Annotated in this window: 24 protein-coding genes; 17 read left to right on the top strand and 7 right to left on the bottom strand. The window is 64.8% G+C overall.

The window, feature by feature from the left end; genetic code table 11:
- Window positions 1–173 precede the first annotated feature (173 nt).
- Window positions 174–1058, top strand: coding sequence for a hypothetical protein (locus N2603_RS08685; protein ID WP_260388399.1), 885 nt, complete (start codon window positions 174–176; stop codon window positions 1056–1058).
- 715 nt (window positions 1059–1773) lie between these two features.
- Here N2603_RS08685 and N2603_RS08690 read toward each other — a convergent pair.
- The 3 genes from N2603_RS08690 to N2603_RS08700 are packed head-to-tail and all read right to left on the bottom strand — an operon-like array spanning window position 1774 to window position 5755.
- A complete protein-coding gene (locus tag N2603_RS08690; RefSeq protein ID WP_260388400.1) occupies window positions 1774–3117 on the bottom strand; it encodes a c-type cytochrome in 1344 nt (447 codons plus the stop codon).
- Complete coding sequence (locus N2603_RS08695; RefSeq protein ID WP_260388401.1) at window positions 3114–5282, bottom strand: xanthine dehydrogenase family protein molybdopterin-binding subunit; 2169 nt, start codon at window positions 5280–5282, stop codon at window positions 3114–3116. The genes N2603_RS08690 and N2603_RS08695 overlap by 4 nt, the downstream gene beginning before the upstream one ends.
- Window positions 5283–5290: 8 nt before the next feature.
- Window positions 5291–5755, bottom strand: coding sequence for a (2Fe-2S)-binding protein (locus N2603_RS08700; protein ID WP_260388402.1), 465 nt, complete (start codon window positions 5753–5755; stop codon window positions 5291–5293).
- Window positions 5756–6377: 622 nt separating this feature from the next.
- Between N2603_RS08700 and N2603_RS08705 the strand changes: the two genes are divergently transcribed.
- On the top strand, window positions 6378–8813 hold the full coding sequence (locus N2603_RS08705) for a murein L,D-transpeptidase catalytic domain-containing protein (RefSeq protein WP_260388403.1): 2436 nt from the start codon (window positions 6378–6380) through the stop codon (window positions 8811–8813).
- Window positions 8814–8974: 161 nt separating this feature from the next.
- Here N2603_RS08705 and N2603_RS08710 read toward each other — a convergent pair whose 3' ends face one another.
- Both N2603_RS08710 and N2603_RS08715 read right to left on the bottom strand, forming a co-directional pair.
- A complete protein-coding gene (locus N2603_RS08710) occupies window positions 8975–10399 on the bottom strand; it encodes a methyl-accepting chemotaxis protein (RefSeq protein WP_260388404.1) in 1425 nt (474 codons plus the stop codon).
- A gap of 119 nt (window positions 10400–10518) precedes the next feature.
- The gene (locus N2603_RS08715; RefSeq protein WP_260388405.1) at window positions 10519–12267 is read right to left on the bottom strand and encodes a methyl-accepting chemotaxis protein; all 1749 of its coding nucleotides are present in this window, start codon (window positions 12265–12267) and stop codon (window positions 10519–10521) included.
- A gap of 218 nt (window positions 12268–12485) precedes the next feature.
- Here N2603_RS08715 and N2603_RS08720 point away from each other — a divergent pair, with 218 nt between their 5' ends.
- The 8 genes from N2603_RS08720 to N2603_RS08755 all read left to right on the top strand — a co-directional run bounded on the left by N2603_RS08720 (window position 12486) and on the right by N2603_RS08755 (window position 18722).
- Window positions 12486–13232: a YebC/PmpR family DNA-binding transcriptional regulator gene (locus N2603_RS08720; RefSeq protein ID WP_260388406.1), complete on the top strand. Its 747-nt coding sequence runs from the start codon at window positions 12486–12488 to the stop codon at window positions 13230–13232.
- Between the two features lie 235 nt (window positions 13233–13467).
- Entirely contained in the window at window positions 13468–13995 is a 528-nt protein-coding gene (ruvC, locus tag N2603_RS08725) for a crossover junction endodeoxyribonuclease RuvC (protein WP_260388407.1), read from the top strand.
- On the top strand, window positions 13992–14609 hold the full coding sequence (gene ruvA, locus N2603_RS08730; RefSeq protein ID WP_260388408.1) for a Holliday junction branch migration protein RuvA: 618 nt from the start codon (window positions 13992–13994) through the stop codon (window positions 14607–14609). The genes ruvC and ruvA overlap by 4 nt, the downstream gene beginning before the upstream one ends.
- Complete coding sequence (gene ruvB / locus N2603_RS08735) at window positions 14606–15661, top strand: Holliday junction branch migration DNA helicase RuvB (RefSeq protein WP_018646709.1); 1056 nt, start codon at window positions 14606–14608, stop codon at window positions 15659–15661. The genes ruvA and ruvB overlap by 4 nt, the downstream gene beginning before the upstream one ends.
- Before the next feature lie 88 nt (window positions 15662–15749).
- Complete coding sequence (locus N2603_RS08740) at window positions 15750–16619, top strand: DUF6869 domain-containing protein (RefSeq protein WP_260388409.1); 870 nt, start codon at window positions 15750–15752, stop codon at window positions 16617–16619.
- Between the two features lie 104 nt (window positions 16620–16723).
- The gene (locus tag N2603_RS08745) at window positions 16724–17644 is read left to right on the top strand and encodes a metallophosphoesterase (protein WP_260388410.1); all 921 of its coding nucleotides are present in this window, start codon (window positions 16724–16726) and stop codon (window positions 17642–17644) included.
- A 67-nt stretch (window positions 17645–17711) separates the two neighbouring features.
- On the top strand, window positions 17712–18161 hold the full coding sequence (gene ybgC, locus N2603_RS08750) for a tol-pal system-associated acyl-CoA thioesterase (RefSeq protein WP_260388411.1): 450 nt from the start codon (window positions 17712–17714) through the stop codon (window positions 18159–18161).
- Window positions 18162–18254: 93 nt separating this feature from the next.
- On the top strand, window positions 18255–18722 hold the full coding sequence (locus N2603_RS08755; RefSeq protein WP_260388412.1) for a nuclear transport factor 2 family protein: 468 nt from the start codon (window positions 18255–18257) through the stop codon (window positions 18720–18722).
- Window positions 18723–18842: 120 nt separating this feature from the next.
- Here N2603_RS08755 and N2603_RS08760 read toward each other — a convergent pair whose 3' ends face one another.
- Together N2603_RS08760 and N2603_RS08765 are read right to left on the bottom strand one after the other, a co-directional pair.
- A complete protein-coding gene (locus tag N2603_RS08760) occupies window positions 18843–19562 on the bottom strand; it encodes a type 1 glutamine amidotransferase (RefSeq protein WP_260388413.1) in 720 nt (239 codons plus the stop codon).
- A gap of 29 nt (window positions 19563–19591) precedes the next feature.
- On the bottom strand, window positions 19592–20518 hold the full coding sequence (locus N2603_RS08765; protein ID WP_260388414.1) for a LysR family transcriptional regulator: 927 nt from the start codon (window positions 20516–20518) through the stop codon (window positions 19592–19594).
- A gap of 184 nt (window positions 20519–20702) precedes the next feature.
- Here N2603_RS08765 and N2603_RS08770 point away from each other — a divergent pair, with 184 nt between their 5' ends.
- From N2603_RS08770 to N2603_RS08800, 7 genes are read left to right on the top strand one after another with little or no spacing between them, the layout of a single operon-like run.
- The gene (locus tag N2603_RS08770; RefSeq protein WP_026311787.1) at window positions 20703–21626 is read left to right on the top strand and encodes an N-carbamoyl-D-amino-acid hydrolase; all 924 of its coding nucleotides are present in this window, start codon (window positions 20703–20705) and stop codon (window positions 21624–21626) included.
- 50 nt (window positions 21627–21676) lie between these two features.
- On the top strand, window positions 21677–22504 hold the full coding sequence (locus tag N2603_RS08775; protein WP_260388415.1) for an ABC transporter substrate-binding protein: 828 nt from the start codon (window positions 21677–21679) through the stop codon (window positions 22502–22504).
- Window positions 22501–23358 carry an amino acid ABC transporter permease gene (locus N2603_RS08780; RefSeq protein ID WP_260388416.1) on the top strand — a complete coding sequence of 286 codons (858 nt, stop codon included), beginning with the start codon at window positions 22501–22503 and terminating at the stop codon, window positions 23356–23358. Before N2603_RS08775 ends, N2603_RS08780 begins: the two co-directional genes overlap by 4 nt.
- Window positions 23355–24119, top strand: a complete 765-nt coding sequence (locus N2603_RS08785; protein ID WP_260388417.1) for an amino acid ABC transporter ATP-binding protein — start codon at window positions 23355–23357, stop codon at window positions 24117–24119. The genes N2603_RS08780 and N2603_RS08785 overlap by 4 nt, the downstream gene beginning before the upstream one ends.
- Window positions 24120–24135: 16 nt before the next feature.
- A complete protein-coding gene (locus N2603_RS08790) occupies window positions 24136–24951 on the top strand; it encodes an ABC transporter substrate-binding protein (protein WP_260388418.1) in 816 nt (271 codons plus the stop codon).
- Window positions 24938–25822 (top strand): polysaccharide deacetylase family protein, encoded by an 885-nt coding sequence (locus N2603_RS08795; RefSeq protein ID WP_260388419.1) that lies wholly within the window; start codon window positions 24938–24940, stop codon window positions 25820–25822. Before N2603_RS08790 ends, N2603_RS08795 begins: the two co-directional genes overlap by 14 nt.
- Before the next feature lie 8 nt (window positions 25823–25830).
- Entirely contained in the window at window positions 25831–26481 is a 651-nt protein-coding gene (locus N2603_RS08800) for an aspartate/glutamate racemase family protein (RefSeq protein ID WP_260388420.1), read from the top strand.
- Window positions 26482–26511: the final 30 nt, after the last annotated feature.

A 26511-nucleotide genomic window follows, 5' to 3' on the forward strand; every position in this document is an offset into this window, starting at 1 on the left:
GGCGTGGCTGGCGTTCAAGGACAAGCACGGCGGCGAACGGTTGGCGAGGGCGTTCGCGGAGATGGCGCACGCCAACAGGCCGGATCGGTATCGGCGGTGACCTTGCAACGAGGGTACAATTTCTGATTGACAATCAGATACTTGCTCGCGAAAGTCAGCTGAGGAGTTAAATCATGACGCCGCGAGCGAATTTCACGTATTCGATACTAGTCTTCGGAATTCTAATTTCTGGCTCTTGTACAAGCAGTGCTGGCTGCGATGTTTCTGGCTATGACCAGACGCCTCCGGCGAAGATCGTCGACAACGTCAACAACGGTACTATCCATTTCGAATGGGCGTCAGATGTTGATGTGAGGAACGATCGCAGGTGGGTCTGGCATTACATCAAAAACACGGATCAGCGCGGTCTTTCCTATAAGTGGCCCAAAGCTGACTTACGACGCGCGTTGGGAAATCCGCTAGAGCCGAATGGGGTCGACTGCAATCGCTACGTCGTTACGGGTTCTACCGCTTTAGATGATAACGCTCCGATTACATTTGGCACCAATGAGACCACTCAACGAGCCGCTGTGTTTGCTGAGACGAAAACTGCTAGCACTCCGTCTACAGCATCGATTGTTGATACGAGCTATCGCACATCATCCGGAACCATCGAAGCAGTGCACGTTGCACTTTGGACAGACCAAGGGAAGACTGATCAGGATCGTTGGAGAATTGTTTTTGAACGAACCTCAAACGCTAAGCTTGCACTAGCAATTCCCAGCGATCTTAGTAGTGAGCAATATACTTCCTTATCCAAGCAACTTGGTTCGGGAGGTCCTATCAAGCTGGATTCCAAAGCGCTTCGCGATCTGTACTCTGAGCAAGAGATAGACAGTCGCTCTCAGCAACAGTATCTCGTGCTAGCTCCACCAGCTCGCGACCCGAAATCCGTCGCAATCGTCCCGGCTTCAGCCTTGCGACAAGTTTCATCGGACTTAATTCTAATGGACAGAGAAGACCGTTTGTTCTTCGCAACGACCATCCGGCTGCTCGTTCCCGCAAATAGTGCTCGATAGTATGGTGGGACTTGGCATCGCCGCGCTTTTGGCATTCGTTTCGCTAATCCTTAGCTACGGACTTCTCGTGCCGTCTGACTTGCGGTCATTCAGCTTGATAGCTGCAGGCGCGTCCATGGCTGGCTTTGCGGTTGGCAGTCAATTGAGCAAAACACTCGCTGGTACTAAGCGGATGGTCCTAGTTGTCGGTCTGTCCGGTTTCTGCGCCATTTGCATTGTATCATATGTCATCTTCATCCAACGCGGATCGGGCGAAACGAGCGACGTGATACTGCTAGCGGTTCTGTTGTTTGGCATATTTTTCTCGCTCACATTCTTGATGCCGCTAGCTGGCATATCGATAGACAAAAAAGCCTAACTTGGAAGCATGCACGCAAAGACCCCGACGGCGAAATTGAATTCGACCAAGCTACAAACGAAGCAATTCTAGTCGCCTGTCTCAGCGGACTGCAGCGTCTTGGTGCGGCGTTTGATATGGAAGAGCGATGCCTTCTTCTTTGGTTCAAAGTCCACCACCCCAATTGGTTTGCCCAAGCGGCTGCCAAGCACGGCGTCTCAGTTAATCTGTTTCAACGCTTCGGCCACATCGACAGACATGACTTCTTTGAGGAATTCGAGGTCCTCTGGCGAGAAAGAAAAGCGCCGGGGCAACCACCGGGACCCGAAAGATCCTCTGATCACGCTTGACGCTTTTTTGCCTTCCGCCAGATCGCGCCTACTCCGCCGTCTGCTCCCGCAGCTCCGCGACATCCTTCGCCGTCAGCTTCGAGCCCTTCGCACCGAACCGCGCCGTGACATAGTTCGCCACCGCTGCGATCTCGTCGTCCGTGTACGCGCTCCCGAACGCCGGCATCGACAGGGCGCCGTCAGGCGTATGCCGCTTGGTGCCGGAGATCACGATCTGCGCGACGTTGGTGGCGGCGGGGTCGTTGACGGCCCAGGTGCCGGTGAGCGTTGCCATCGGCGAGACCGGGCTCTCGCCGCTCCAGCCGTGGCAGCTGGCGCAGGCGCTGGCGAACACTTTTTTGCCGCGCGCGTCTGCCGTGACGCCGTCACGGTGCGAGGCGGGGGCGACCGGGGCGGTGGTAGCGGGCAGGTCGGGCGAGGGCTGCGGCGGTACGCTGCGCAAGTAGGCAACGATGCTGCGGATGTCTTCGGGCGCGAACTGGCTGAAGCTGTGGTCGACCGCTTCGCCCATCGGACCCGAGGCCGAGCCGTGACCCGGCGCATGGCCGAGCGACAGATACGAGATCAGGTCCTGGTCGCTCCAGTTGCCGAGACCCGTCGCCTTGTCGGAGGAGATGTTGAATGCGCGCCAGCCTGCCGTGATGGCGCCGGCGAACTTCTTGCGGTTATCCAGCGCGAAGCCGAGATTGCGCGGCGTGTGGCACTCGCCGCAATGCGCCAGTGCCTCCGCAAGATACGCACCACGATTCCACTCCGGGCTCTTCGAGGTGTCAGGCATAAATCGCGTATCCGGATTGAACACGGCCGACCAGACGATCATCGCCCAGCGCTGGTTGAACGGGAACGACAGCGTGTTGTCCGGCGCCTTGGCGCGCACCGCCGGCTGGCTGAACAGGTAGGCCTTCACCGCCAGCACGTCCTCGTCGGTCATGAAGGTGTAGGACGTGTACGGCATCGCCGGATAGAGCCGCGCGCCGTCACGGCGCTTGCCGTGCTGGACCGCGTTCAGAAAATCCTGGTCGCTGTAATTGCCGATGCCAGTGTCCTTGTCCGGGGTGATGTTGGTCGAATAGAGCGTGCCGAACGGCAGCTTGAAGGCGAGCCCGCCGGAATAGTCCTTCTCGCCGGGCTTGGTGTGGCAGACCATGCAGTCGGCGGCCTTCGCCAGATATTCGCCGCGTTCGACCAGGCTCGCTTTCTCGAGCCTGGCCGGCACGCCCGTCGGCTTGCCGGCGCGGTAATCCGCCAGCGCCACCTTGCTGCCGCCGGCAAAGTCGAGCGGGCCGGGCCCGCGGATGATCCAGACCGCGAGTCCCGCCACCACGATGGCAATCACGACGAGGCTTCCGAGGATACGCATTGTCCTGCTCATGCCTTCTTCCCCGCAGCCAGCAGTTTCCGATCGATCGGCAGGCGCCGCAGCGCCACGCCGGTTGCCGCGTAAATCGCGTTACGCAGCGCCGGCGGTCCGGCGTTGACGCCGGCCTCGCCGATGCCGCCGGGCGCCTCGCCGCTTTTCACGACGGTGACCTCGATCTTCGGCGTCTCGTTGATGCGCATCATGCGGTAGTCGTGGAAGTTCGACTGCTGCACGCGGCCCTTGTCGATGGTGATCTCGCCATAGAGCGCGGCGGTGAGGCCGAAGATCAGTCCGCCCTCGATCTGCGCCTTCACCGTGTCGGGGTTCACCGCGATGCCGGTGTCCACCACCGAGGTGATGCGGCGGAGCGTGATCTCGCCGATGTCGTCGATCTCGGCTTCCACCACGGTTGCGATGAAGCTCGCGAATGACGGCTGCACGCAGACGCCGCGGCCGACGCGGGGCGGCAGTGGCTGCCCCCAGCCGGATTTCTCCGCGACCTGGCCCAGCACCGCGAGCATGCGCGGGTTCTTCGTCAGCATGGACTTGCGGAATTCGATCGGATCCTTGCCGGCCTTGCGCGCGAGCTCGTCCATCGCGCATTCGACCGCGAACACGTTGTTGTTCGGACCGACGCCGCGCCAGAAGCCTGTGGGCACCGACAGCGGCTCGGCGCGGACATATTCGACGTGGAAGTTGGCGAAGTCGTAGGGCGCATCCACCGCGGCGTCGATCGCGTCGATGTCGATGCCCTTCTGGAACGCCGGCGGCAGCCAGCGCGCCAGCACGGCGGAGCCGGCGACCTTGTACTTCCAGCCCGCGACCTTGCCGTCGACCAGCGACGCCGTGATCTGGTCGCGATAGACCGGACGGTAGACGTCGTGCTGGATGTCCTCCTCGCGGGTCCACACCACCTTCACGGGGTAGTCGACCTGCTTGGCGATCTTCACCGCCGCGACCACCATGTCGGGCTCGAGCTTGCGGCCGAAACCGCCACCGAGCAGGTGGTTGTTGACGATGACCTTGTCGACGGGAAGCCCAGCGGCCTTCGCCGCCTCCGACTGCACGCGCGTCATGATCTGCGTGCCGGTCCAGATCTCGCAGGAGTCGGGCTTCACGTGCACCGTGGCGTTGATCGGCTCCATCGAGGCATGCGCCAGGAAGGGCAGCTCGTAGGCCGCCTCGAACCGGTCGCCGCTGGCGAGCGCCTTGGCGATGTCGCCGTCGGACTTTGCGACCGCGCCGTCCTTCTGGCTGGCCTTGCGCAGATCGTCCCAGATGTCTTTCGTGGTGATCTCAGCGTTGGGGCCCTCGTTCCACTCGATCTTAAGCGCTTCGAGGCCCTTCTTTGCCGCCCACATGTGATCGCCGATCACGGCGACCATGTCGTCGAGCACCACGACCTTGCGCACGCCGGGCAGCTTCACCGCGGCGCTGTCGTCGACCTTGCCGACCTTGCCGCCGAACACCGGGCAGGCCGCGACGGTCGCGAACTTCATGCCGGGCAGGATCGCGTCGATGCCGTAAACGGCCTTGCCGTTGACCTTGTCGGGCGTGTCGAGCCGCTTCAGCGGCTGTCCGATGAGGACGAAATCCCGGGGATCCTTGACCGCGACGTCCTTCGGCGGCGTCTGGCCCTGCGCTGCGAGCGCCAGTTCGCCGTAAGCGAGCTTGCGGCCGCTCGCGGCATGCGCGACCTCGCCCTTCGACGCGGTGCAGCTTGCAGGCTCGACGCCCCACTGGCTGGCGGCGGCCTGCACCAGCATCGCGCGCGCGGTGGCGCCGGCCTTGCGCAGCGGCAGCCACCAGGCGCGGATCGAGTTGGAATTGCCGGTGACCTGCAGGCCGAAGGTCGGATTGCCGTAGAGCTTGTCGTTGGGAGGCGCGTGCTGGACCTCGACCTTGCTCCAGTCGGCATCCAGCTCCTCGGCGAGCACCGCCGATATCGAGGTATAGGTGCCCTGGCCCATCTCGACCTGCGGCATCATCAGCACGGTGCGGCCGGTCTCGTCGATGCGGATGAAGGCGTTGGGCGCGAACTTGCCCTTGGTCGTATCGCGCGGCTGCACCGGCTCGTTGACGGCGGCGCGCAGCGGTAGATGGAAGGCGAGCACGAAGCCGGTGGCGAGGCCGCCGGTCAGCAGCGCGCGGCGGGTGAGGTTGTTGTGTGCATTCATGGCGGACCTCACGACTGCCGGCCGGAGGCCGCGTGCTTGATCGCCTCGCGGATGCGGACATAGGTGCCGCAGCGGCAGATGTTGCCGGCCATCGCGGCGTCGATGTCGGAATCGTCAGGGTTCGGCGTTGCCGCCAGCAGCGCCGCGGCCGCCATGATCTGGCCGGACTGGCAATAGCCGCACTGGATCACCTCGGCCTCGAGCCAGGCCTTCTGCACCTTCGCGCCTGTTGGCGTGCTGCCGACATGCTCGATGGTGGTCACCGTGCGGTTTTCGACCGCGCTCACCGGCAGCACGCAGGAGCGCACCGCCTTGCCGTCGACATGCACCGTGCAGGCGCCGCATTGCGCGATGCCGCAGCCGAACTTGGTGCCGGTCATGCCGAGGATGTCGCGCAGCACCCACAGCAAGGGCATTTCAGGTGGCGCGTCGAACGATTTCGTTTCGCCGTTGACGATGAGAGTTGTTGCCATGTGATCCCCTTGCTCGACGAGCGCTTACGGCGTCCGCGATTTGCGCGCGACCCTAATCATATCGATGCGAAACGATGAAGCATCGTTATTTCTCGCAATGCATATTTGCGCGGTTGAAGCGACAGGCCATGACTTTCACGAATTTGTGCGGGATCGCGGCGAGCGTTTTGGGCTAATTGATATGATAATCGTCATTTTTTGACGCATTTTCATCGCGCGCGTCGTCGGCCTTCGCAAATCGTCGTGCGAATGCGCAAAGACGTGCGATGACGAAATTCGTGCGATCGGGAAAGTCGGGCGGTGGCGAGCATGCCTTGTTCAGAAGGCCATGCTGTTGCGAGATCTGTCGACCCGTTGTTTTCCGCTTGGTCGACCCTGGCGACATGTCCGGGGATGGGTGTCAGGCCGCGGCTGCCTCTTGCATCAGTCTCGCTGATCGCCAGTACCCGGCTTATCGCGTCCTGGAATATGTCCTGAGATGCCACTACTTGCCGGCATTCCCACCTTGATGTAGCATCGTGAAATAGTTCATCTTTTGGTAGAACGGCAACTGCAAAGCCAAATTGTTGGCTGGCATCATTAAACCAACAATCCGCACGAACACGCGAGGGAGAATCTCACGATGGCTTTCCGTGCGACGAAGCAGAAGGTTCTCAATCGCGGTATCCCGCCGGACGGTTTTCTCGATGAATTAATTGCCTGGGGCAGAACGGCGCCCGACGACATCTTCGCCCCGAACGAAAACGCAGACGTTTATTCGAGCGTGGTCGAGGTGCTCGGCCCCTGGCAGGGGCTTCCGCATCGCCGCGCCGCCATGCTGGAAGTGATGCGCGTGCTTGCGGGTTTTGAATCATCCTGGGACTGGAACGCAGGTGTCGATAGCCACAATCCGACATCGACGACGCCGACCACGATTGAAGCGGGCGCCTGGCAGGTCAGTGCGAACTCCATGGTATTTGGGCCGGAGCTCAAGAATCTTGTTCTCACAAAGGTCGGCTCACTGGATGGGAACGCATTCCAAAAGGCCATGAAGCGCGACCATCTTCTGGCGATGGAATACATTGCTCGCCTTCTGCGCCGAACCGTAAGGGCCAATGGCCCCGTCAAGCGACATGAAATTGACGAATGGCTGCGCCGAGACGCCGTCGACGAGTTTCTAGCCGTGCTGGGGGCTCCTTCCATGATCCGGGCGTTGCGATCGGACAGCGTGGAGGCGGACAGTATTCCCAGCGTGAGAGCAGAACCGGCCGAGGCCGGGATGCATGGATTCGACGCGAATACAAAGCTGACGGCGACGACGGCGAAGGCTCTGAAAGAAGCGGGATTCAAGTTCGCGATCCGCTATTTGTCACGCAAAGCGAAACCGCCTGCCAAGGATCTGACCGCCGACGAGCTCGATATCATCCTGGACGCGGGGCTTGCCGTCATGGCGGTCCAGCATGTCGCTCCGTCCGGCTGGACACCTTCCGATACGCTCGGGGTCGAGTGCGGCGACAACGCCGCTGCGCATGCCCGGGCCATCGGGTTGCCGGAGAAGTCCAGCGTATGGCTCGATCTGGAGGGGATCGCGGCGGGGACGCCGGCGAGCGCGGTCATCGCCTACTGCAATGCCTGGTTCAAGGAGGTGGAGAGCGCCGGCTATACGACAGGTGTTTACGTCGGCGCGAACTGTATTCTGTCTGCGGACGAGCTCTATTTAAGTCTCAAGACAAAACATTATTGGAAGTCCGGCAGCAACGTGCCCGACATTCCGCACCGTGGTTACTGCATGGTTCAGCACATCATTCCGGATGACAAGATCGGCGGCGTTGCGATCGATCGCAACGTGACGTTCGTCGATGCATTCGGCAGCGCGCCGATGCTCGTCACCCGGGGCCCCGCCATGGATGTGGCGGCGTTCGCGAGCCCCCTGCTGGCGGAGCCGGCCGTGGCGGACGCTCCCGCAGTCGCCGCGCGCGACAACGACGAGGCGATCTTGCGCGAGCTCGCAGCGAGCCATGAACTCTCCGAGCCGATGGACACCCTGATCAGATTCAGGAACGACCACGGCGCTCCCATATCGGCCCGCTACTGGGCGATTGCCGATTTCGACCGGCGATCCAGCGAGCCCAGACTCTTCCTGTTCGACGTCAGGGACAACCACGTCCAGTCCTACCTCTGCGTTCACGGCAAGGGATCTGAGGGCCCGACGGACGACGGTTATGCGAGCGTCTTCTCCAATCAACCCCGGTCGAACTGCACGTCGCTCGGTGTCTACCATTGCGCCGAGACCTATAATGGAGCGCACGGCTTTTCGATGCGCCTCGATGGCCTTGAACCGTCCAACTCCAACGCTCGCGCGCGCGCCGTTGTCGTGCACGGCGCGGATTATGTTTCCCAGGATATGATCAGGCGTACCGGCCGGATAGGACGGAGCGACGGATGTCTCGCCGTCGAGAATCGATATGCTACGGAGGTCGTGAGCGCATTGACCGGGGGGTCTCTCGTCCTTGCGTGGTATTCGAACGCCACCCGGCCTGCTGACGCGCGCTTCGTCGCAGACAGCGTAGCGGACGAAGTCTGGAGCGAGCTCGAGCCGCCGGCGGCCCATCTCGCAATGGATGCCAGCGAAACGACGGCCTCGCTGGCAATGCGAATACTACAATCACCGAAAATCGTCCTTGCCCGCGGGCATTCCTCGGGAGTCCAGGACAACGCCACCGCCTTCGACAACATCAAGGACACGGCTGAGGGGCGCGCGGCTCACCGCAGCTCCTACGGAAACGCGCCCGGCGGTGTGGTCAACCTCGATCCCCGAATGCTCAGAGGCATGCTCGATTTGGCGGAATCGTTCAGCTTCTCGGTATCGGAGTTTTGCGGTGGCAGCCACAACACGAACTCCCGGCACTACGCAGGGTGCACCGCCGACATCAACACAATCAACGGCCAGCATGTGGGCGCCGGCCCGTCGGCTGGTTCGTTTCAGCAACGCTGCCGCGAGCTTGGAGCAACGGAAGTGCTCGGGCCCGGCGATGCCGGCCATTCGACGCATATTCACGCGGGCTGGCCGCGACCGTGACCTCGGCGGAGACCGTTCGATCGCCTAACCCTTAACGCCTGGCACTGTCGGCCGATTCGACTTCAATCGATCATGGTTCAAGCCATTGATTCCGCACGCCCCGGCTACTGTGCATGGGGTTGTTTCGAGCTTTTATTTCAGGGACGCCGTCGCGCCGCCCGTCAGCCCTGGCGAAAGCCCATCCGGAAGGCGCCCCAGTGCCTGCCGCGGATCACGATCGGCGAGGACAGGTCCTTCATCAGCACGAACTGCCCGCCGCCCATGTCGCGGCGATAGGTCTGCAGCAGGAACGGCTTCGTGTTGGCCGCGACCTTCTTCACCGCGCGATCGGTGAACAGGCGGCGGTTGCGGCAGTTGGCGTTATTCCAGACCGGATCCTTGCCCTGCGGCAGGCGGTAGTTCGGATTGTGGGTCGGCAGATACCCGCCCTTGGCCCAGGCGACGCAGAACACGATGCGGGGATCGGACTTCTGGATCGGGTCCTGGATCGCGGGCAGCACGCGATCGGTGAACTCGACATAGGCCGTGTTGTACTGCTTTGGATCGGTCCCTGATATCTCGCGGTAGTTCTCGTCCATGAGCTGGTCGAGCGTGATCTCGCCGCGGTCGATCGCGGCCTCGAACTCGGCCGTGATGCGCTTGGCGGTTTCGACCACGACGCGGATCAGCGGCGCGTCCGACGTGTCGACGCCGCTGTCGGCGATCAGCGCGATCAGGCCTTCGGAGGTGTCGAGCAGCTTCGTCACCCGCTGATCGGCGCTCTTGAGATCGCGCGAGGAGAGGTCGACGCCCTTGGCGAGCTCGTTGAGCTCGCTGATGACGGTGTCGCAGTGGCCGAGATTGGAGGTCGCCGCGCGCGCGACGCTGTCTATCTCGGCTTCCACCGAGGCGAAGCCCTGCTGGACGCGCGAGATGATGCCGGAGATCGCTTGCGCGCCTTCGCCGGCGGTCTTGGCGCGTTGCGAGGCGTCGCTGCTTTCGCCGATCAGGCCTTCGATCTGGCCGTCGAGATCGCGCACGGTGTCGGAGATCTGATGCGTGGCCTGGCGGGTGGCTTCCGCGAGGTTCTTCACCTCGCTCGCGACCACCGCAAAGCCGCGGCCGGCATTGCCGGCGCGCGCGGCTTCGATGGTTGCGTTGAGCGCGAGCAGGTTGGTCTGCTTCGCGATCGCCTCGATCGAGCCGGACACCTTTGCGACCTGCGCCAGCGCCGAGCCCACCGCGCTCAGCCGCGCCTCGATGCGTTCCACCGCTGCGACCAATTCGGAGATGTGGCTGACGGCGGTATCGACCGCGCTGCGCGACTGCGCGATCTCGCCGACCGCCGCGGACGTCGTCGTCTGCACCGCCTGCGATGCGTTGGCGATGTCGTGGTTGGCCGAGACCATCGTCTCCGCCGTCTTCTGGAGATGGTGGAACCGTTCCGACTGGTTGGCGACACGGTTGGCCACTTCCTGGACGTTGCCGGCGATGTCGGCGAGCTCGACGCCGAGACCGCCGATGCGGTCGGCAAGCTGATCGATCAGGCGTTCGGCAAGCGTCCGGTTCGATCCGGTGTCCAGTACTGCAAGTTGTGCCAGGGACATGTACGCGCTTTCTCCAGTCCGAGCCGGTGATCGGCCCTCGGCGGCATTCCCATTCCAGTTTTGACCTTAGAGGATGATTCGCGTCCGGCGTCTTGCCCAGGAGTGCACGAGAGCGGGCATTACAGCTTATAAGCTGTGCGGAATCCGCCCCAGTGCCGGCCCGTGACGCGGATCGGCACGTCGATCTCGCGCATCATCACCGTGTTCCCGTTACCCATGTCGCGGGCATAGCTCTGGACCAGGTACGAGCGTTGGTTGTGGGCGGCGGCGAGCCCCGCCGGATCGTTGAAGATGCGCCGGTTGCGGCTGTTGGCCGTGTTCCAGGCGACATCGCCCGGCCGCTGCGGGTGCGAATAGATCTTGTTGTGCACCGGCAAAAAGCCGTTGCGGTCGACCATGGCGCAGAACGCCATGCGCGGGTCCTTGGCGAGAAAGGCTTCCTGGAACGGCGGCAGCGCACGGTCGGCCCAGTCCAGATAGCGGGTGCGGTATTGCTGCGGATTGGTGCCGGCGATCTCGACATAGTCGGTGTCGAAGAGGTCGTCGACCTTGATCTCGCCGCGAGCAACCGCCTGTTCGAAGATTTGGGTCAGCGCGTTGCCTGCCTCCATCGCGCGGGTGACGAACTCGGTGTTCTCCTCGTGGATCGACCAGAGCTTGTCCTCGATCTTCTCGCAGAGCTCGGCATTGGGGCTGACGAACTGCGCGCGGGCACCGGCCTTGGATTGCTCCGTCACGCGCAGGCGGCAGGCGCCGACCTGTTCGAGGCTGCCTTCGATGATCGCCTGCGGCGCCAGCCGGCCGGCGTCCGCGCCGCCGATCAGGACGCCGTCCATCGCGATTTCATAGACCGGCATCACGCCGCGCGCGCTCTCGAACTTGAGGTGGCAGGGCAGCCGCTCGGTCTTGCGGCGGTCGTCGTGCTCGCTCTGGCGCAGCAGCACGGCGCAGCGCGACTTCAGCTTCCGGGCGAAGGTGGTGACGGCCCTGCCGGCGCTGGCGACGCTCTCGCCATGGGTTTCCGCCGCCTTGGTCGCGGCGTCGATCTCGGCCGCGCTCTCGCCGACCGAGATGATGAACTCCGAGGCGTTCGCGGCATTGCCGGAGACTTCGCTCGTGGTGGCGTTCTGCTCGGCCACCGCGCCGTTGACGGTCTCGAACACCGGGCGGATCGCCTCGATCGCCTGCGAGATGCGGTGCACGGCATCGGCCGAGCCCGCGGCATCGCGCTGCAGCGCGTCGATCTTTTTTGTGATCTCTTCGGTCGCGCCTTGCGTCTGCACCGCGAGCGCCTTGACCTCGGTGGCGACGACCGCAAATCCCTTGCCGGCGGCGCCGGCGCGTGCGGCCTCGATGGTCGAGTTGAGCGCGAGCAGCGTCGTCTGCCGCGCGATCTGCGCGATCAGATTGACGACGTTGCCGATCGCGGCGGAGGACTCGCGCAAGCGGTCGACATTGGCGCGCGCTTCCTGTGCCGCAGCACTGGCCTCGTCGGCGAGCTTGCCGGCCGCGCGCACCTGCGCCCCGATGCCTTGCGCGGACTGGGTGAACTTGTCGGCCGCATGGGCGAAGGTGGATGCGGTCGATTGGGCGGCGTTGGTGCGGCCGGTCAGGGCATCGGTGCGGTCGCGAATGGCGGCAAGCGTCTCAGCGGTCGCCTCGGCGCCGCCGGCCACCGAATTGGCGGCGCGCTCGAGCTGGCGGATCATGGCCCCGAGCTCGAGTTCCAGCAGTTCCAGGATTTCCCTGGCCGAATCGCCCTCATTGGCCGGGACCGGCTCGGAAATGGTCGCCGGCTGCACAGCCTGCGGGGTGGCCGCCGGCGCAGCCGTATCCGGCGGACGCTTCCGAAACAGTCCGAATGCCATGAGGTCTCTCTTGTCGGCGGGCGGGCGGACGCTATTTTCGCAGGCCGGAATGAAATCAGGGTTAACAATGCCCGACATCTGGGCACGGACCGTTGGGGTGGCTATCTCTGCAGTGCTACCTTGAAGCCTCAGGGCCCTTTGATTCCGGTGGGTTGGCGGCCTATAAGGCCGCGCTTCCCACGCTCACCTTTGGCTGACTATCCCACAAGAGACCACGCATGGCCGGACATTCCCAATTCAAGAACATCATGCACCGCAAGGGGCGGCAGGATGCGCAGAAGTCGAAACTGTTCGGCAAGCTGGCGCGGGAAATCACCGTCGCCGCCAAGCTGGGGACCCCCGACCCCGCCATGAACCCGCGCCTGCGCGCCGCCGTGATCGCCGCGCGCCAGGAGAACATGCCGAAGGACAATATCGAGCGCGCCATCAAGAAGGCGCTCGGCAGCGACGGCGAGAACTATGACGAAATCCGCTACGAGGGCTATGGCCCCGGCGGCGTCGCCGTCATCGTCGAGGCGCTGACCGACAACCGCAACCGCGCCGCCTCCGACATCCGCTCCTTCTTCACCAAGTCCGGCGGCAATCTCGGCGAAACCGGCTCGGTCTCCTTCATGTTCGACCGCACCGGCATCATCGAATACGACCGCAGCGTCGCCGATGACGATGCGGTGCTCGATGCCGCGATCGAGGCCGGCGCCGACGACGTCGTCTCCGGCGAAGGCGGCCACGAGATCTATGCCTCGACCGAAGGCTATCGCGACGTCGCCAAGGCGCTCGAAGCCAAGTTCGGCGAGCCGCGCAAGGCCGCGCTGATCTGGAAGCCGCAGAACACGGTCGCGGTCGACGACGAGACCGGCGAGAAGCTCTTGAAACTGATGGACCTGCTCAACGAGCACGACGACGTCCAGAACGTCTACGCCAATTTCGAGGTGTCGGACGCGCTTGTTGCGAAGATGGGCGGGTAGGGCAGCTCGTGTCCCGGACGCGCTGCAGCGTCCCCGGCGATGCGAAGCATCGTCCGGTACGCTGCTGCGCAGAGCTGGGACCCATGATGCCTCATATGCCGGCGGCAATATGGGCCCCGGTTCAGCGCCGCACCGCTTTGCGCTGCGTCGCGCCCGGGGCACGAGACCGCCTTTCCCCTGTTACTTCCGTTCTGTTTCTGTTTCCCCCGCCGCGGCCAGCCGCTATCACTGGCCCATGACTGCGCTCCCGATTCGTGGCCCCGTACGCATCATCGGCATCGACCCCGGCCTGCGCCGCACCGGCTGGGGCGTGATCGAGGCCGAGGGCAATCGGCTGATCTATGTCGCCTGCGGCTCGGTGGAACCGCCGGATGATCTGCCGCTGTCGAGCCGGCTGCTCGCGATCCATGAAGGGCTCGCGTCCGTCCTGTCCAGCCACAAGCCGATGGAAGCCGCGGTCGAGCAGACCTTTGTGAACAAGGACGGCGTTGCGACGCTCAAGCTCGGCCAGGCCCGCGGCGTCGCCATGCTGGCGCCCGCAATGTTCGGCATCAGTGTCGCCGAATATGCGCCGAACCAGGTCAAGAAGACGGTGGTCGGCGCCGGCCACGCCGACAAGCAACAGATTGCGATGATGCTCAAGATATTGCTGCCGAAAGCCGAGCCGCCGTCCGCTGATGCTGCCGACGCGCTCGCCATCGCCATCACCCACGCCCATCACCGCCAGAGCACGGCGCTCAGGCTGAAGGTGGCGGGGTTATGATCGGCAAGCTCAAGGGCCTGATCGACACCTACGGCGAGGACTTCGTCATCCTCGACGTCGGCGGCGTCGGCTATCAGGTGCACTGCTCGTCGCGCACGCTGCAGCATCTGCCTTCGCCCGGCGAAGCCGCCGTGCTGTCGATCGAGACTTACGTCCGCGAGGATCAAATCAAACTGTTCGGCTTCCGCACCGACCAGGAGCGCGAATGGTTTCGCCTGCTGCAGACCGTGCAGGGCGTCGGCGCCAAGGTCGCGCTCGCGGTGCTCGGCACGCTACAGCCTTCCGATCTCGCCAATGCCATCGCGCTGCGCGACAAGGCGGCGGTGTCGCGTTCGCCCGGTGTCGGCCCCAAGGTCGCCGAGCGCATCGTCACCGAGCTGAAGGACAAGGCGCCGGCCTTTGCCAGTGTGGATCCCGCCGTCGTGCATCTCGCCGGCGCCGTCGACGACCAGCGCGCGCCGCGGCCGGTGGCGGATGCGATCTCCGCGCTGGTTAATCTCGGCTACGGCCAGCCGCAGGCCGCCGCCGCGATTGCCTCGGCCTCGCGCAGCGCGGGTGAAGGCGCCGAGACGGCGCAGCTCATTCGCCTCGGCTTGAAGGAATTGGCGAAGTGAGCGATCCCAAAGCCTCCCGCATGGTCTCGCCCGAGCGCCGCAGCGACGATGTCGGCGACACCGCGCTGCGTCCGCAATCGCTGTCCGATTTCGTCGGCCAGCAGCAGGCGCGCAAGAACCTTTCGATCTTCATCGAGGCGGCGCGAAAGCGCGGCGAGGCGCTGGATCACGTGCTGTTCGTCGGTCCTCCCGGCCTCGGCAAGACCACGCTGGCGCAGATCGTGGCGAAAGAACTCGGCGTCGGCTTTCGTGCCACCTCGGGCCCGGTGATCGCCAAGGCCGGCGATCTCGCCGCCCTGCTCACCAATCTCGAAGAGCGCGACGTGCTCTTCATCGACGAGATCCATCGCCTGAGCCCCGCGGTCGAAGAGGTGCTCTATCCCGCGATGGAGGACTTTCAGCTCGACCTCATCATCGGCGAGGGTCCGGCGGCGCGTTCGGTGAAGATCGAGCTGTCGAAATTCACCCTCGTCGGCGCCACCACGCGCGCAGGGCTCCTCACCAATCCCCTGCGTGACCGCTTCGGCATTCCGGTTCGGCTCAATTTCTACACCATCGAGGAGCTCGAGAGCATCGTCAGCCGCGGCGCGCGCGTGCTCAATGTCGGCATGAGCGCGGACGGCGCCAACGAGATCGCGCGCCGCGCCCGCGGCACGCCGCGCATCGCCGGCCGCCTGCTCCGTCGTGTCCGCGATTTTGCGTCGGCGGCGAATGCCGATACGATCGACCGCAAGATCGCCGACCATGCATTGAGCGCGCTCGAGGTCGACGCCGCGGGCCTCGATGCCATGGACCGCCGCTATCTCTCGACCATCGCGCTCAACTATGGTGGCGGTCCGGTCGGTGTCGAGACCATGGCCGCCGCGCTCTCCGAGCCGCGCGATGCGATCGAGGACATCATCGAGCCCTATCTGATCCAGTGCGGCTATCTCCAGCGCACCCCGCGCGGCCGCCTGCTCACCTCGCATGCCTTCCGCCATCTCGGCCTCGCCGAGCCCAATCGCGATGCGGCACAGTTCGGCCTGTTCGGCACCGACGAGAGCGACGACTGATCGCCGCAGCCGATGAACCCGCGGGTTTCATTCGATCACTAATCCGAACGCGCGGCGTGATCGCCGCCGAGGATTGGATTGGGAAGGAATGGCGCCAGCGGACGATAGCGGATTGCTCGAGACCGTCGCGGCGGCACCGCAGCTGCGCACGCCCGACCAGACCGAGGCATTCCTCGATTCCCTGCCGCTGGGTGAGCTGGCGTCGATGTGGTGCGCGCTCCAGCGCGTCAGCCGGCGCGACCAGGCCGGCAGCATCTGGGCCATCAAACTCTATTTCGACCATTTGCCGCACCGCCTGCCGCAGGCTGCGCTCGATCTGGTGTTGGGGGTGCTGAAGACGGAGGCCGACAAGCCGACGGTGATGCAGCTTAACGACAAATTCCTGCTGGCGCTGCTCTATGCGCACGGCCCGGAGGTGATCGCGCGGATCGAGCGCGAGGCCGCGCACAATGACCGGCTGCGCTGGCTGCTCGGCGGCGTGCATGGTGGCCCTGACGAACCCTTGACGCCCCGCATCGCGCGCATCGCCGACAGCGAGGCCTGGCAGGCCGACCATCTGGCGCAGCGCACGCCGCGCGAGCCGCTCGATTGCGCCAGCATGTCGGTCTCCGAGCTCGCCCACGCCTGGGTCGAGCAATATTCGAGGTCCGATCGCGACCAGGACGACAATCTGTTCACCATCATGGATTTCGAGCGCGACCTGCGCGAGGAAGATCCCGACGGGATGATCGACCTGATCCTCGAGATCGTGAAGATCGAGTCCAATCCGGTGCTGCTGGCCCTGCTGGCCGCTGGTCCCCTCGAAGACGTGATCAGTGTCGGCACGATCGACCGCATCGAGCACGAGGCGCGGATCAACCAACGTTTTCGTGACCTGCTCGGCGGTGTCTGGTATTACCGGGCGTCCGACGAGCTGAAGTCACGGCTGGATGCGCTGGTCGGCGAGAGCCGCTGGTAGGTTTGTGCAGGCCTCTGCACGCAAATGCAGACGGCCTGCACGAGCGCACCCCAATTCCGCTCCAATCGGACCGCATCAAGAAGCTGCATCACCATCGGGCTTCCATGATCACACGGCGTCGTTTCATCCGGTCCATCGGGGCCTTGTCAGCCCTCGGCGTCTCGACCGCTGCCTACGGCGTCGGGATCGAGCCGGTGCTGCGGCTCCGCGTCACCCGCTACCATCCGATCCCGCGGCAATGGCCGGCGGATTTTCCGCTGAAGATTGCCGCGATCGCCGACATCCATGCCTGCGATCCCTGGATGTCGCTGGAGCGGATCGAGGGCATCGTCGATCGCACCAACGCGCTCAACCCCGACCTCATCGTGCTGCTCGGCGACTATGTCGCCGGCCTTCACCAGGTCACGCGCTTCATTCCGTCGAGCGAATGGGCGAGGGTGCTGGCGGGCCTGAAGGCGCCGCTCGGCGTCCACGCCGTCATGGGCAATCACGACTATTGGGTCGATAAGGCCGTGCAGCAGGTCGGGCACGGGCCGACGGTTGCTCACCGCGCGCTGGAGGCGGCCGGTATTCCCGTCTACGAGAACGATGCCGTGCGCCTCAGCAAGGACGGCCGCCCGTTCTGGCTCGCCGGTCTCGGCGATCAGCTCGCCTTCCTGCCGGCGCGGCGTTTCCGCAGCACGGGGCGCTTCGGCGCCGACGATCTCACGGCAACGCTCGCCAAGGTCACCGACGACGCGCCCGTCGTCCTGCTTGCACACGAGCCCAACATCGCGCCGCGCGTGCCTGCGCGCGTCGCGCTGCAACTGTCCGGTCATACCCATGGCGGCCAGGTCCGCCTGCTCGGCTGGTCGCCGGCCGTTCCGAAGCAGCAAGGCATCCGGCTTGCCTATGGTCACGTCAGGCTGAAATGCGACGTCATCATCTCCGGCGGTCTCGGTTGCAGCATCATGCCGGTCCGTTTCGGCGTGCCGCCGGAGATCGTCGAGGTTACGTTGGGGCGGGCCGCGCCGGTAGTATCCTGACCCGCTTGCGCGGACCGCGATTTTTGCGCAAAACGGAGCGACAGCGACAAGCGAAGAGGCTCGCGACGTGACTGCCCATCTCGACGGCGAGATCCGCGACGGCCGCCACCACATGCAGGTCCGCGTCTACTACGAGGACACGGATTTTTCCGGGATCGTCTATCACGCCAATTATCTGCGCTACATGGAGCGCGGCCGGACCAATCATCTCAGGCTGATGGGCGCCGAGCAGCAGGCGCTGTTCGAGCAGGTGGAGACGGAAGGCGCCGGCTTTGCCTTCGTCGTGCGCTCGATGCATCTCGATTTCCTCAAGCCCGCGCGGATGGACGACGTGCTCGACGTCGTGACCTGGCCGATCGCGGTGAAGGGCGCCTCCATCATGCTGGCGCAGGAGGTGCGGCGCGGCGAGGACGTGCTGGTGAAGGCCGAGGTGCGCGTCGCCTTCATCAGCGACGGCCGCGCCCAGCCGATCCCGAAATCGATCCGCACCTTGATGAAGGCTGATTTGATTTCCTGATCGCCCGATAAGTGATCGGCCGATAGGTGATGGCCTCTCGACTCCGCGGCATGCCGGCGTAGATTGCCGCTCCCGCCAACCGATGAGGCCACCATGTCGCGCCCGCCGCTTCCGCCCTTTACCCGAGAGACCGCCGCGCAGAAGGCCCGCATGGCCGAGGACGCCTGGAATTCTCGCGATCCGGTGAAAGTCTCGCTCGCCTATACCGAGGACAGCCGCTGGCGTAACCGCTCCGAAGTGTTTCAGGGCCGCGAAGCCATCGTCGCGTTCCTCACCCGCAAATGGGAGAAGGAACAGGACTACCGCCTGATCAAGGACCTCTGGGCCTTCGACGGCAACCGTATCGCCGTGCGCTTCCAGTACGAATGGCACGATGCAAACGGCCAGTGGTACCGCTCCTACGGCAACGAGCAGTGGGAGTTCGACGAGCACGGCCTGATGAAACGCCGCGAGGCCTCGATCAACGACATCGCGATTGCGGAGAAGGACCGCCGCTTTCACTGGGCGGCGCCCGGGCCGCGGCCGGCGGATGTGCCGGGGCTGGGGACGGATCCGTTCTGAGACGCGCAAACAACTCTCGCCCCTCATGGTGAGGAGCCGCGATGCGGCGTCTCGAACCATGCAGGCCCCGCTGCTGCATCCGGGCCTTCATCCTTCGAGACGCGCGCAAGAGCGCGCTCCTCAGGATGAGGGGAGAGATTTGCGCGCCAAAAACCTCGTAATCGCCCCGCCGAGCTTCGCATTATCCATCGGCTCTGCCAGCGACGCTCTCGCCGTGGCGACGACGTCGTCCGGAGCCTTGCCGTCGCGCAGGTCGCAGCACACTTGTGCGAACCCTACATCGAACTCCGGGTGCGGCTGCACCGTCAGCGTGGCGCCGTTGGCGTAGAGCAGGCCGGCATGCGGGGTGAATTCGGAGGAGAGGATCGTCAGGGCGTCGTTTGGCGGTTCGATCACCTGGTCCTGGTGCGAGGCGGCGATCGCGACCGCTTCGCCGTCGACGACGCCGTTCTCGGGCAATACCTGGTAGACGTGACGGCCGATGCCCCAGCCCTTCTCGGACTTGCGCACGATGCCGCCGAGCGCCTGCGCGATCAGTTGATGGCCGAAGCAGATGCCGACCATCGGTGTCTTGTTGGTGTAGGCTTTGCGGACGAAGTCCTCGAGCGGCGCGATCCACTCGAGCCCGTCATAGACGCCGGCGGCAGCGCCCGTGATCAGCACGGCTTCGAGCTTGCCGGGATCGGGAAGCGCATCGCCGTTGGGAATGCTGACGACCTCGACGGTCGCCGTCGGATCCTCGGCGCGGACCATGCGCTCGAACATGTCCGGAAACGAGCCGTGCCGCTCGCGATATTTCGGCGGGACCTGTCCGGTCTCGATGATGGTGATGCGTGCCATGTGCCCCCCGGGTCGAAAGGTTGCGAAGCTCAGTCGCTTTCTGCCCCATGTTGCTGGTGTGGCGCTGTACGCTCCAGCAGCGCGCTTTCCTTGCGCACTTCGTTGAGGAAAGCCTTGGCGAGGCGCGACAGCGGCTCGGCCTCCGACCACAGCATATAGGCGACGGCGTGCGTTGTCGGCGCAAACGGCCGCACGACGAGGCCGCTGCCACCGTTCTGGCGCGGCGAGAACGGGTCGACCACCGCGGCACCGACGCCGGCGGCGGCGAGCACGCAGGCCGTGTTGCAGTAGCGCACCTCGACGGTCGGCTGGAAGGGGGCGCCGGCACGGGCAAAACTGTCGCGCACGGCTTCGCCAAGCCGCGTGCCGCGCTCGAGCCCGATGAAGGGCAGGCCGGACAGGTCCGCCGCGGAGATCACTGGCCTGTCGGCGAGCGGGTGCTGCGGCGGCAGCACGCAGACCATCTCGCCGGTGTGCACGACCTCATACGCGATGCCGGGATGATGCGTCAGCCCGAGCGCGAAGCCGAGCTCGGCGACACGGCTGAGCACGCCCTCGATGATGCCCTCATAGCGCCGCACGTCGAAGAACACGCGCGTCTCCGGGCGCCTGCGCAGGAAACCTGACAGCGCGGAGGGGATGATGCTGTAGGCGAGCGGCGGTGTCGCGACGATCGCGAGATGCCCGGATCGGTTCTCGCGCAGATCGCGCACGCGGCTCTCGAGCTTGGCGTGCAGCGCGAAGATTGCTTCGCTCTCCTTGTAGAGCGCCATCGCTTCGGCGGTAGGAAACAGCCGGTTGTTGACGCGCTCGAACAGCGCAAAGCCCGCCTGCGCTTCCATGATCTTCAGCGCGTTGCTGACCGCGGGCTGCGACAGCGCCAGTTCGTCCGCCGCCGCCACCGTGGTGCGGTGGCGGATGACGGCGCGGAGGATCTCGAGCTGGCGCAGGTTCATATCACTGCCGGTTATACTCAGGGCCAAAACATCATAGCAGAACGAATTGATTTTGCAGCCCCGCTTCTCCGTAATGGCAGCGGATTTGCGCGTTGCATCAATGGGTTCATTCGCCCATTGAGGCAGCACTGCGCACAGATTGGAGGCAATCTTGGTTCGTGTCCTTCGCGCCGCCGCCGCCCAGATGGGGCCGACGCAAAAAGCCGATACGCGCGAGCATACGCTGGCGCGGATGCTCGCGCTGCTGGAGGAGGCCGCCGGCCGCGGCGCCAGCCTCGTGGTGTTTCCAGAGCTTGCCTTCACCACCTTCTTTCCGCGCTGGCTGCTCGAGGGCGAGGCGCTCGACCATTATTTCGAGCGCGGCATGCCGAACCCGGCGGTGGCGAAGCTGTTCGACCGCGCGCGTGCGCTGCGCGTCGGCTTCTATGTCGGCTATGCCGAACTGACGCCGGACGGCCGCCGCTACAATTGCGCCGTCCTGGTCGATCGCGACGGCGAGATCCTCGGCCGCTATCGCAAGGTGCACCTGCCGGGCTCGGTCGAGCCGCGCGAGGGCGCCCGCTACCAGCAGCTCGAGAAGCGCTATTTCGAATATGGCGATCTCGGCTTTCCCGCCTTCCGCGCCGGCTCGGCCTGGGCCCACGCCATCATGGGCATGATGATCTGCAACGATCGCCGCTGGCCGGAGTCCTGGCGCGTGCTCGGTCTGCAGGGCGTCGAGCTCGTCTGCATCGGCTACAATTCGGCGGCCTATGATCCGAACGGCGGCACCACTGAAGACGGCGCGCTCCGCACCTTCCACTCGACGCTGGTGACGCAGGCCAACGCCTACATGAACGCGACCTGGGCGATCTCGGTGGCGAAGGCGGGCGAGGAGGACGGCTCCGGGCTGATCGGCGGCTCCTGCATCGTCGATCCCAACGGGCGCATCGTCGCACAGGCGCAGACGCTCGCGGACGAGGTGATCGTCGCAGACATCGATCTCGATCTCTGCCGCCAGGGCAAGGACAAGATGTTCAACTTCGCCGCCCACCGGCGGCCCGAGCAATACCGGGTGATCACCGAACGCGCCGGCGTCATCGAGCCGGCCGTTCTCGACGCCGACTGAGCAAGTGGCACAGCGCTGGCAAAGGAGCTGACATGGGCAAAGGAGCTGACATGACACGCCTCTCGTTTTCTCTCGCTGTTGCTGCGCTGGCCGCGGTGACCTCCGCGCGGGCCGCAGAGTTGCCGGCGGAGATCAAGCAGGCCGGCACGCTGAAGCTCACGGTCAACTCCACCTACGCGCCGATGGAATATCGCGATCCCGCGACCAACGAGCTGGTCGGGCTCGACATCGATCTGGCCAATGAGCTCGCCAAGCGGCTCGGCGGTCTCAAGATCGTCTGGAGCGAGACGCCGTTCGCCGAGCTGATCCCCTCGCTCCAGACCAGGCGCGCCGATTTCATCATCTCCGGCATCTCGGACCGCGCCTCGCGGCGCGAGACCGCCGATTTCGTCGACTACCTCGCGACCGGCCCGCAGTTCTTCGTGATGGCGGACAGCGCCGCCAAGGACGCGACCGATCTCTGCGGCAAGAAGGTCGGCACCACCCGCAGCACCAGCTTCCCGGTCGAGATCGAGAAGTGGAGCAAGCAGAATTGCGAGCCGGCCGGCAAGCCGGCGATCCAGTATGTTCCGGGCGAGAACTCGATCGACGTCCGCAACCAGCTCAAGCAGGGCCGCATCGATGCGGCCGTGCAGGGCAGCGAGACGTTGCCCTATGCGCAATCCCAGGAGCCCGGAAAATACCGCATCGTCGGTGAGGCCTTCGCGAGGGGATATCAGGGCATCATGTTCCGCAAGGACGATGCCGCCTTGCGCGAGGTGGTGACCGAGAAGCTCGCCGCCATGATCGCCGACGGCGCCTACAAGGCCATTCTCGACAAATGGGGCTTGGGGGCCAATGCGGTGGCCCAGCCCATGCTGAACGCGGCGCCGCAATGAAACCGGCGCCGGCACTCGCGGAGGGATTTCCCGATCTGTCGGGCATGCGGATCGCGCGCGAGCCGCACTGGTTTCGCTGGATCAGCGCGGCCCTGATTATCCTCGTGCTGGCGGCGATCGCGCGCGCGTTTGCGAACGGCCAGATCGAGTGGTCCTATGTCAGCCGCTTCCTGACCGTGAAGGTCATCCTCGAAGGCATCGTCAACACCATGGTGATGGCGGTGCTGGCGATGATGCTCGGCATTGTCCTCGGCATCGTCGTCGCGATCATGCGGCTCTCGCCCAATCCGGTGCTGAAGACGGTGGCCGCCGGCTACACCTGGCTGTTTCGCGGCACCCCGCTGATCCTGCAACTGCTGCTGTGGTTCAACCTCGCGCTGGTGTTTCCGACCATCGGCATTCCCGGCCTGTGGAGCGCGCGGGCCGTCGACGTCATGACGCCGTTCCTCGCCGCGCTGCTCGGGCTCGGCATCAACCAGGGCGCCTACACCTCCGAAGTGATGCGTGCCGGCATGCTGTCGGTCGATGTCGGGCAATATGAGGCGGCGCAGGCGATCGGCATGGGACGGCTGCGCGCGCTGCGCCGGATCGTGTTGCCGCAGGCGATGCGGGTGGTGATCCCGCCGCTCGGCAACGAGTTCATCGGCATGGTGAAGGCGACCTCGCTCGCCAGCGTCATCCAGTATCCGGAACTGCTGCACAACGCCGAGAACATCTATTACGCCAACTCCCGCGTCATCGAGCTCCTGATCGTCGCCGGGCTCTGGTACCTGCTCGTGGTCTCGATCCTGACCCCGCTGCAGATGCTGCTCGAACGCCGCTTTGCCCGCGGCACATTGCGGCTGGCGCGATGACAAAACCCCTCGTCGCGATCCGCACCGTCAGCAAGAATTTTGGAGAGTTTCAGGCTCTCAGAGGCGTCTCGCTCGACGTCTGGCCCGGCGAGGTGATGTGCCTGATCGGCGCCTCCGGCTCGGGCAAGACCACATTGCTCCGCTGCATCAACCAGCTCGCGACGATCGACAGTGGCGGCATCTGGCTCGACGGCGAGCTGCTGGGCGTGCGCGAGCATGGTGGGAAGCTTCATCGCCTCTCCGAGCGCGAGATCGGGCGGCAGCGGCTGAAGACCGGCATGGTGTTCCAGCGCTTCAATCTGTTTCCGCACAAGACCGCGCTGGAGAACATTACCGAGGGCCCGACTCAGGTGCAGGGGCGTAAAGCCGATGAGGTGCGCACTGAAGCGCTCGAACTGCTCCGCCGCGTCGGGCTTGCGGCCAAGGCCGATTCGTATCCCGCGCAGCTCTCCGGCGGCCAGCAGCAGCGCGTCGCGATCGCGCGGGCGCTCGCCATGAAGCCGATGCTGATGCTGTTCGACGAGCCGACCAGCGCGCTCGATCCCGAACTCGTCGGCGAGGTGCTTGCGGTGATGAAGGAGCTGGCGCGAAGCGGCATGACCATGATGGTGGTGACGCACGAGCTCGGCTTCGCGCGCGAGGTCGCCGACCGCGTCGTCTACATGGACCAGGGCGCGATCGTCGAGCAGGGCCGCGCCTCGGACGTGTTGGGCGCGCCGCGCGAGGAGCGCACCAAGGCATTTCTTTCGGCAGTGATCTGACATTGGGGGTGTGGTGATGAAGAGGCTTTTGGTTGCGGCGGCGCTGGTTGGTGCCATGACCGTTTCGGCATTGGCGATCGAGCTGCCGCCTGACATCGCCAAGCGCGGCAGCCTCAAGGTGGCGCTGGTGCCGAACTATCCGCCGATGGAGTTCCGCGATCCCGCCACCAACGCGCTGTCCGGCTTCGACATCGATCTCGGCGAGGCGATCGGCCGCAAGCTCGGCGTCAAGATCGAATGGACCGAGACCAGCTTCGCCGAATTCATGCCGTCGATTTCGACCGGGCGGGTGGATGCCATCCTGTCCGGCTTCACCGATTATGCGAGCCGGCACGAGATCGCGTCCTTCGTCGATTATCTGCGCAGCGGTCCGAAGTTCTTCGTGCAGCAGTCCCGTGCGTCCGAGTTCAAGGACATGGCTGCGTTCTGCGGCAAGAAGGTCGGCGCCAGCCGCCGGACCATGTTTCCGGCAGAGATCGAAAAGTGGAGCCAGAAGAACTGCGGCAGCAATCCGATCCAGTTCGTCGGCACCGACGGCTCGGCCGATGCGCGTAACCAGCTCAGGCAGGGCCGTATCGACGCCGCCGTGCAGGGCAACGAGACGCTGCCCTATCTGATGGATCTCGAGCCGGGCACCTATGCGCCGGTCGGTGATCCCTTCGCGACGCAGTTCACCGGCATCGCCCTGCCGGTCAAGGAAAAGGCACTTCAGCAGGCCATTCTCGAGGCCGTCGATGCGCTGATCGCCGACGGCACCTATCGTACCCTGCTTGCCAAGTGGAAACTCAACGACAACGGATTAGAGAAGGCGACCATCAATGCTGGACAGTAAGGCACTCAAGAGCATCCCGCTCGTCCCGGCCAACACTGCGGATCCCGCGCCCGAATATCCCTGGCCGAAGCCGTATACGTCGGCGATGTTCCTGTCGTTCGACGTGGATGCGGAGAGTGCGTGGACCAGCAAGGACGCGGTGCATGCGCAGCGGCTCATCACCATGAGCTATGGCGGCTATGAGGCGCGCGTCGGCACGCCAAAACTGCTGGAGCTGCTCGACCAGCTCGATCTCAAGGCGACCTTCTTCGTCACGGGCTGGTCGGTCGACGCGCATCCCGCGATGGCCGAATCGATTCTGAAGGCCGGCCACGAGATCGGCCATCACGGCTATCACCATCTGCTGCCCGATCCCGGCGATCCCTGGATCGAGGAGGAGCTGGAGCGCGGTTTTGAGGCGCTGAAGCGCCGGCTTGGTGTCAAGCCGACCGGCTATCGCGCGCCCTATGGCGAGTTCACCGAGGAGCTGCGCGTTGCGCTGGTGCGCCACGGCATCGTCTACACCTCCTCGTTCCGCGACGATGTGCGGCCCTATCGCCATCGCCTCGCCGACGGCAAGCCCGGCACGATCGAGCTGCCGGTCACCGCGAGCTATGACGACTGGATGCACGGTCTGTCCGCCCGCTTCAGCCCGCGCTCGATCTTCCCCAAGGAGCATGTGCTCTCGATGTGGAAGGACGAGCTCGACGAGATCCGCGACTGGGGCGCGATGGTGACGACCGTGCTGCATCCGCAATGCAGCGGCCGTCCGATGCGGCTGCGTCTGCTGCGTGAGTTCCTCACTTACGCCAAGTCGTGCCCGGATGTCTGGATCACCACCGGCGAGAAGATCGCGGAAAACTTCCTGCGCCACGAAGCGGCCAACCGCTAGGCAACGCCATGTCCCGCATCCTCGTCATCAACCCCAACTCCTCGGCGTCGGTGACGGCGGCGATCGACGACGCGGTGGCGCCGCTGCGCATCGCCGGCGGGCCTGAGATCGAGGTGGTCGGCCTTGCCGAGGGCCCGCCGGGCATCAGCTCGCAACGCGACGCCGACAGCGTCGTCATGCCGCTGGTCAATCGCGTCACGCGTGACGATGCCGATGCCTTCGTGCTGGCCTGCTTCAGCGATCCCGGCCTGCATGCGGTGCGTGAGGCGGCCGGTGGACGCCCGGTGATGGGCATCGCGGAATGCGCCATCTTTCGTGCGCTGATGCTGGGCGAACGCTTTGGAATCATCGCGCTGTCGCCGTCGAGCATTCGCCGCCAGCAGCGCATGACGCGGGTGATGGGCGTCGACAGCCGCTATGCCGGAAGCTGGTCGGTCGGCGCGAGCGCCGCCGAGACGGCAGGCGCCGATATCCGCGGGCGGCTGATCGACGCCGGGCGTGCGCTGGTCACGCAATGCCGCGCCGACGTGGTGGTGATGGGCTGCGCCGGCATGGCTGCGCATCGTGCGGCGATCGCGGAGGCGATCGGCGTGCCCGTGATCGAGCCGGCGCAGCAGGCGGTCGCTGCCGCGATCGGCGCGGTCTTGCTCAACACGTAGGCGGCAAGTGATGAACCTCCGTTTTTCTGG

Source organism: Bradyrhizobium huanghuaihaiense (assembly GCF_025200885.1).
Taxonomy (GTDB): domain Bacteria; phylum Pseudomonadota; class Alphaproteobacteria; order Rhizobiales; family Xanthobacteraceae; genus Bradyrhizobium; species Bradyrhizobium huanghuaihaiense.

Excerpts from the sequence above, each read along its gene's own strand:
- N2603_RS08685 (WP_260388399.1), top strand. The coding sequence starts at position 174 with ATGACGCCGCGAGCGAATTTCACGTATTCGATACTAGTCTTCGGAATT.
- N2603_RS08690 (WP_260388400.1), bottom strand. The coding sequence starts at position 3,117 with ATGAGCAGGACAATGCGTATCCTCGGAAGCCTCGTCGTGATTGCCATC.
- N2603_RS08695 (WP_260388401.1), bottom strand. The coding sequence starts at position 5,282 with ATGAATGCACACAACAACCTCACCCGCCGCGCGCTGCTGACCGGCGGC.
- N2603_RS08700 (WP_260388402.1), bottom strand. The coding sequence starts at position 5,755 with ATGGCAACAACTCTCATCGTCAACGGCGAAACGAAATCGTTCGACGCG.
- N2603_RS08705 (WP_260388403.1), top strand. The coding sequence starts at position 6,378 with ATGGCTTTCCGTGCGACGAAGCAGAAGGTTCTCAATCGCGGTATCCCG.
- N2603_RS08710 (WP_260388404.1), bottom strand. The coding sequence starts at position 10,399 with ATGTCCCTGGCACAACTTGCAGTACTGGACACCGGATCGAACCGGACG.
- N2603_RS08715 (WP_260388405.1), bottom strand. The coding sequence starts at position 12,267 with ATGGCATTCGGACTGTTTCGGAAGCGTCCGCCGGATACGGCTGCGCCG.
- N2603_RS08720 (WP_260388406.1), top strand. The coding sequence starts at position 12,486 with ATGGCCGGACATTCCCAATTCAAGAACATCATGCACCGCAAGGGGCGG.
- ruvC (WP_260388407.1), top strand. The coding sequence starts at position 13,468 with ATGACTGCGCTCCCGATTCGTGGCCCCGTACGCATCATCGGCATCGAC.
- ruvA (WP_260388408.1), top strand. The coding sequence starts at position 13,992 with ATGATCGGCAAGCTCAAGGGCCTGATCGACACCTACGGCGAGGACTTC.
- N2603_RS08740 (WP_260388409.1), top strand. The coding sequence starts at position 15,750 with ATGGCGCCAGCGGACGATAGCGGATTGCTCGAGACCGTCGCGGCGGCA.
- N2603_RS08745 (WP_260388410.1), top strand. The coding sequence starts at position 16,724 with ATGATCACACGGCGTCGTTTCATCCGGTCCATCGGGGCCTTGTCAGCC.
- N2603_RS08755 (WP_260388412.1), top strand. The coding sequence starts at position 18,255 with ATGTCGCGCCCGCCGCTTCCGCCCTTTACCCGAGAGACCGCCGCGCAG.
- N2603_RS08760 (WP_260388413.1), bottom strand. The coding sequence starts at position 19,562 with ATGGCACGCATCACCATCATCGAGACCGGACAGGTCCCGCCGAAATAT.
- N2603_RS08765 (WP_260388414.1), bottom strand. The coding sequence starts at position 20,518 with ATGAACCTGCGCCAGCTCGAGATCCTCCGCGCCGTCATCCGCCACCGC.
- N2603_RS08770 (WP_026311787.1), top strand. The coding sequence starts at position 20,703 with ATGGGGCCGACGCAAAAAGCCGATACGCGCGAGCATACGCTGGCGCGG.
- N2603_RS08775 (WP_260388415.1), top strand. The coding sequence starts at position 21,677 with ATGACACGCCTCTCGTTTTCTCTCGCTGTTGCTGCGCTGGCCGCGGTG.
- N2603_RS08780 (WP_260388416.1), top strand. The coding sequence starts at position 22,501 with ATGAAACCGGCGCCGGCACTCGCGGAGGGATTTCCCGATCTGTCGGGC.
- N2603_RS08785 (WP_260388417.1), top strand. The coding sequence starts at position 23,355 with ATGACAAAACCCCTCGTCGCGATCCGCACCGTCAGCAAGAATTTTGGA.
- N2603_RS08790 (WP_260388418.1), top strand. The coding sequence starts at position 24,136 with ATGAAGAGGCTTTTGGTTGCGGCGGCGCTGGTTGGTGCCATGACCGTT.
- N2603_RS08795 (WP_260388419.1), top strand. The coding sequence starts at position 24,938 with ATGCTGGACAGTAAGGCACTCAAGAGCATCCCGCTCGTCCCGGCCAAC.
- N2603_RS08800 (WP_260388420.1), top strand. The coding sequence starts at position 25,831 with ATGTCCCGCATCCTCGTCATCAACCCCAACTCCTCGGCGTCGGTGACG.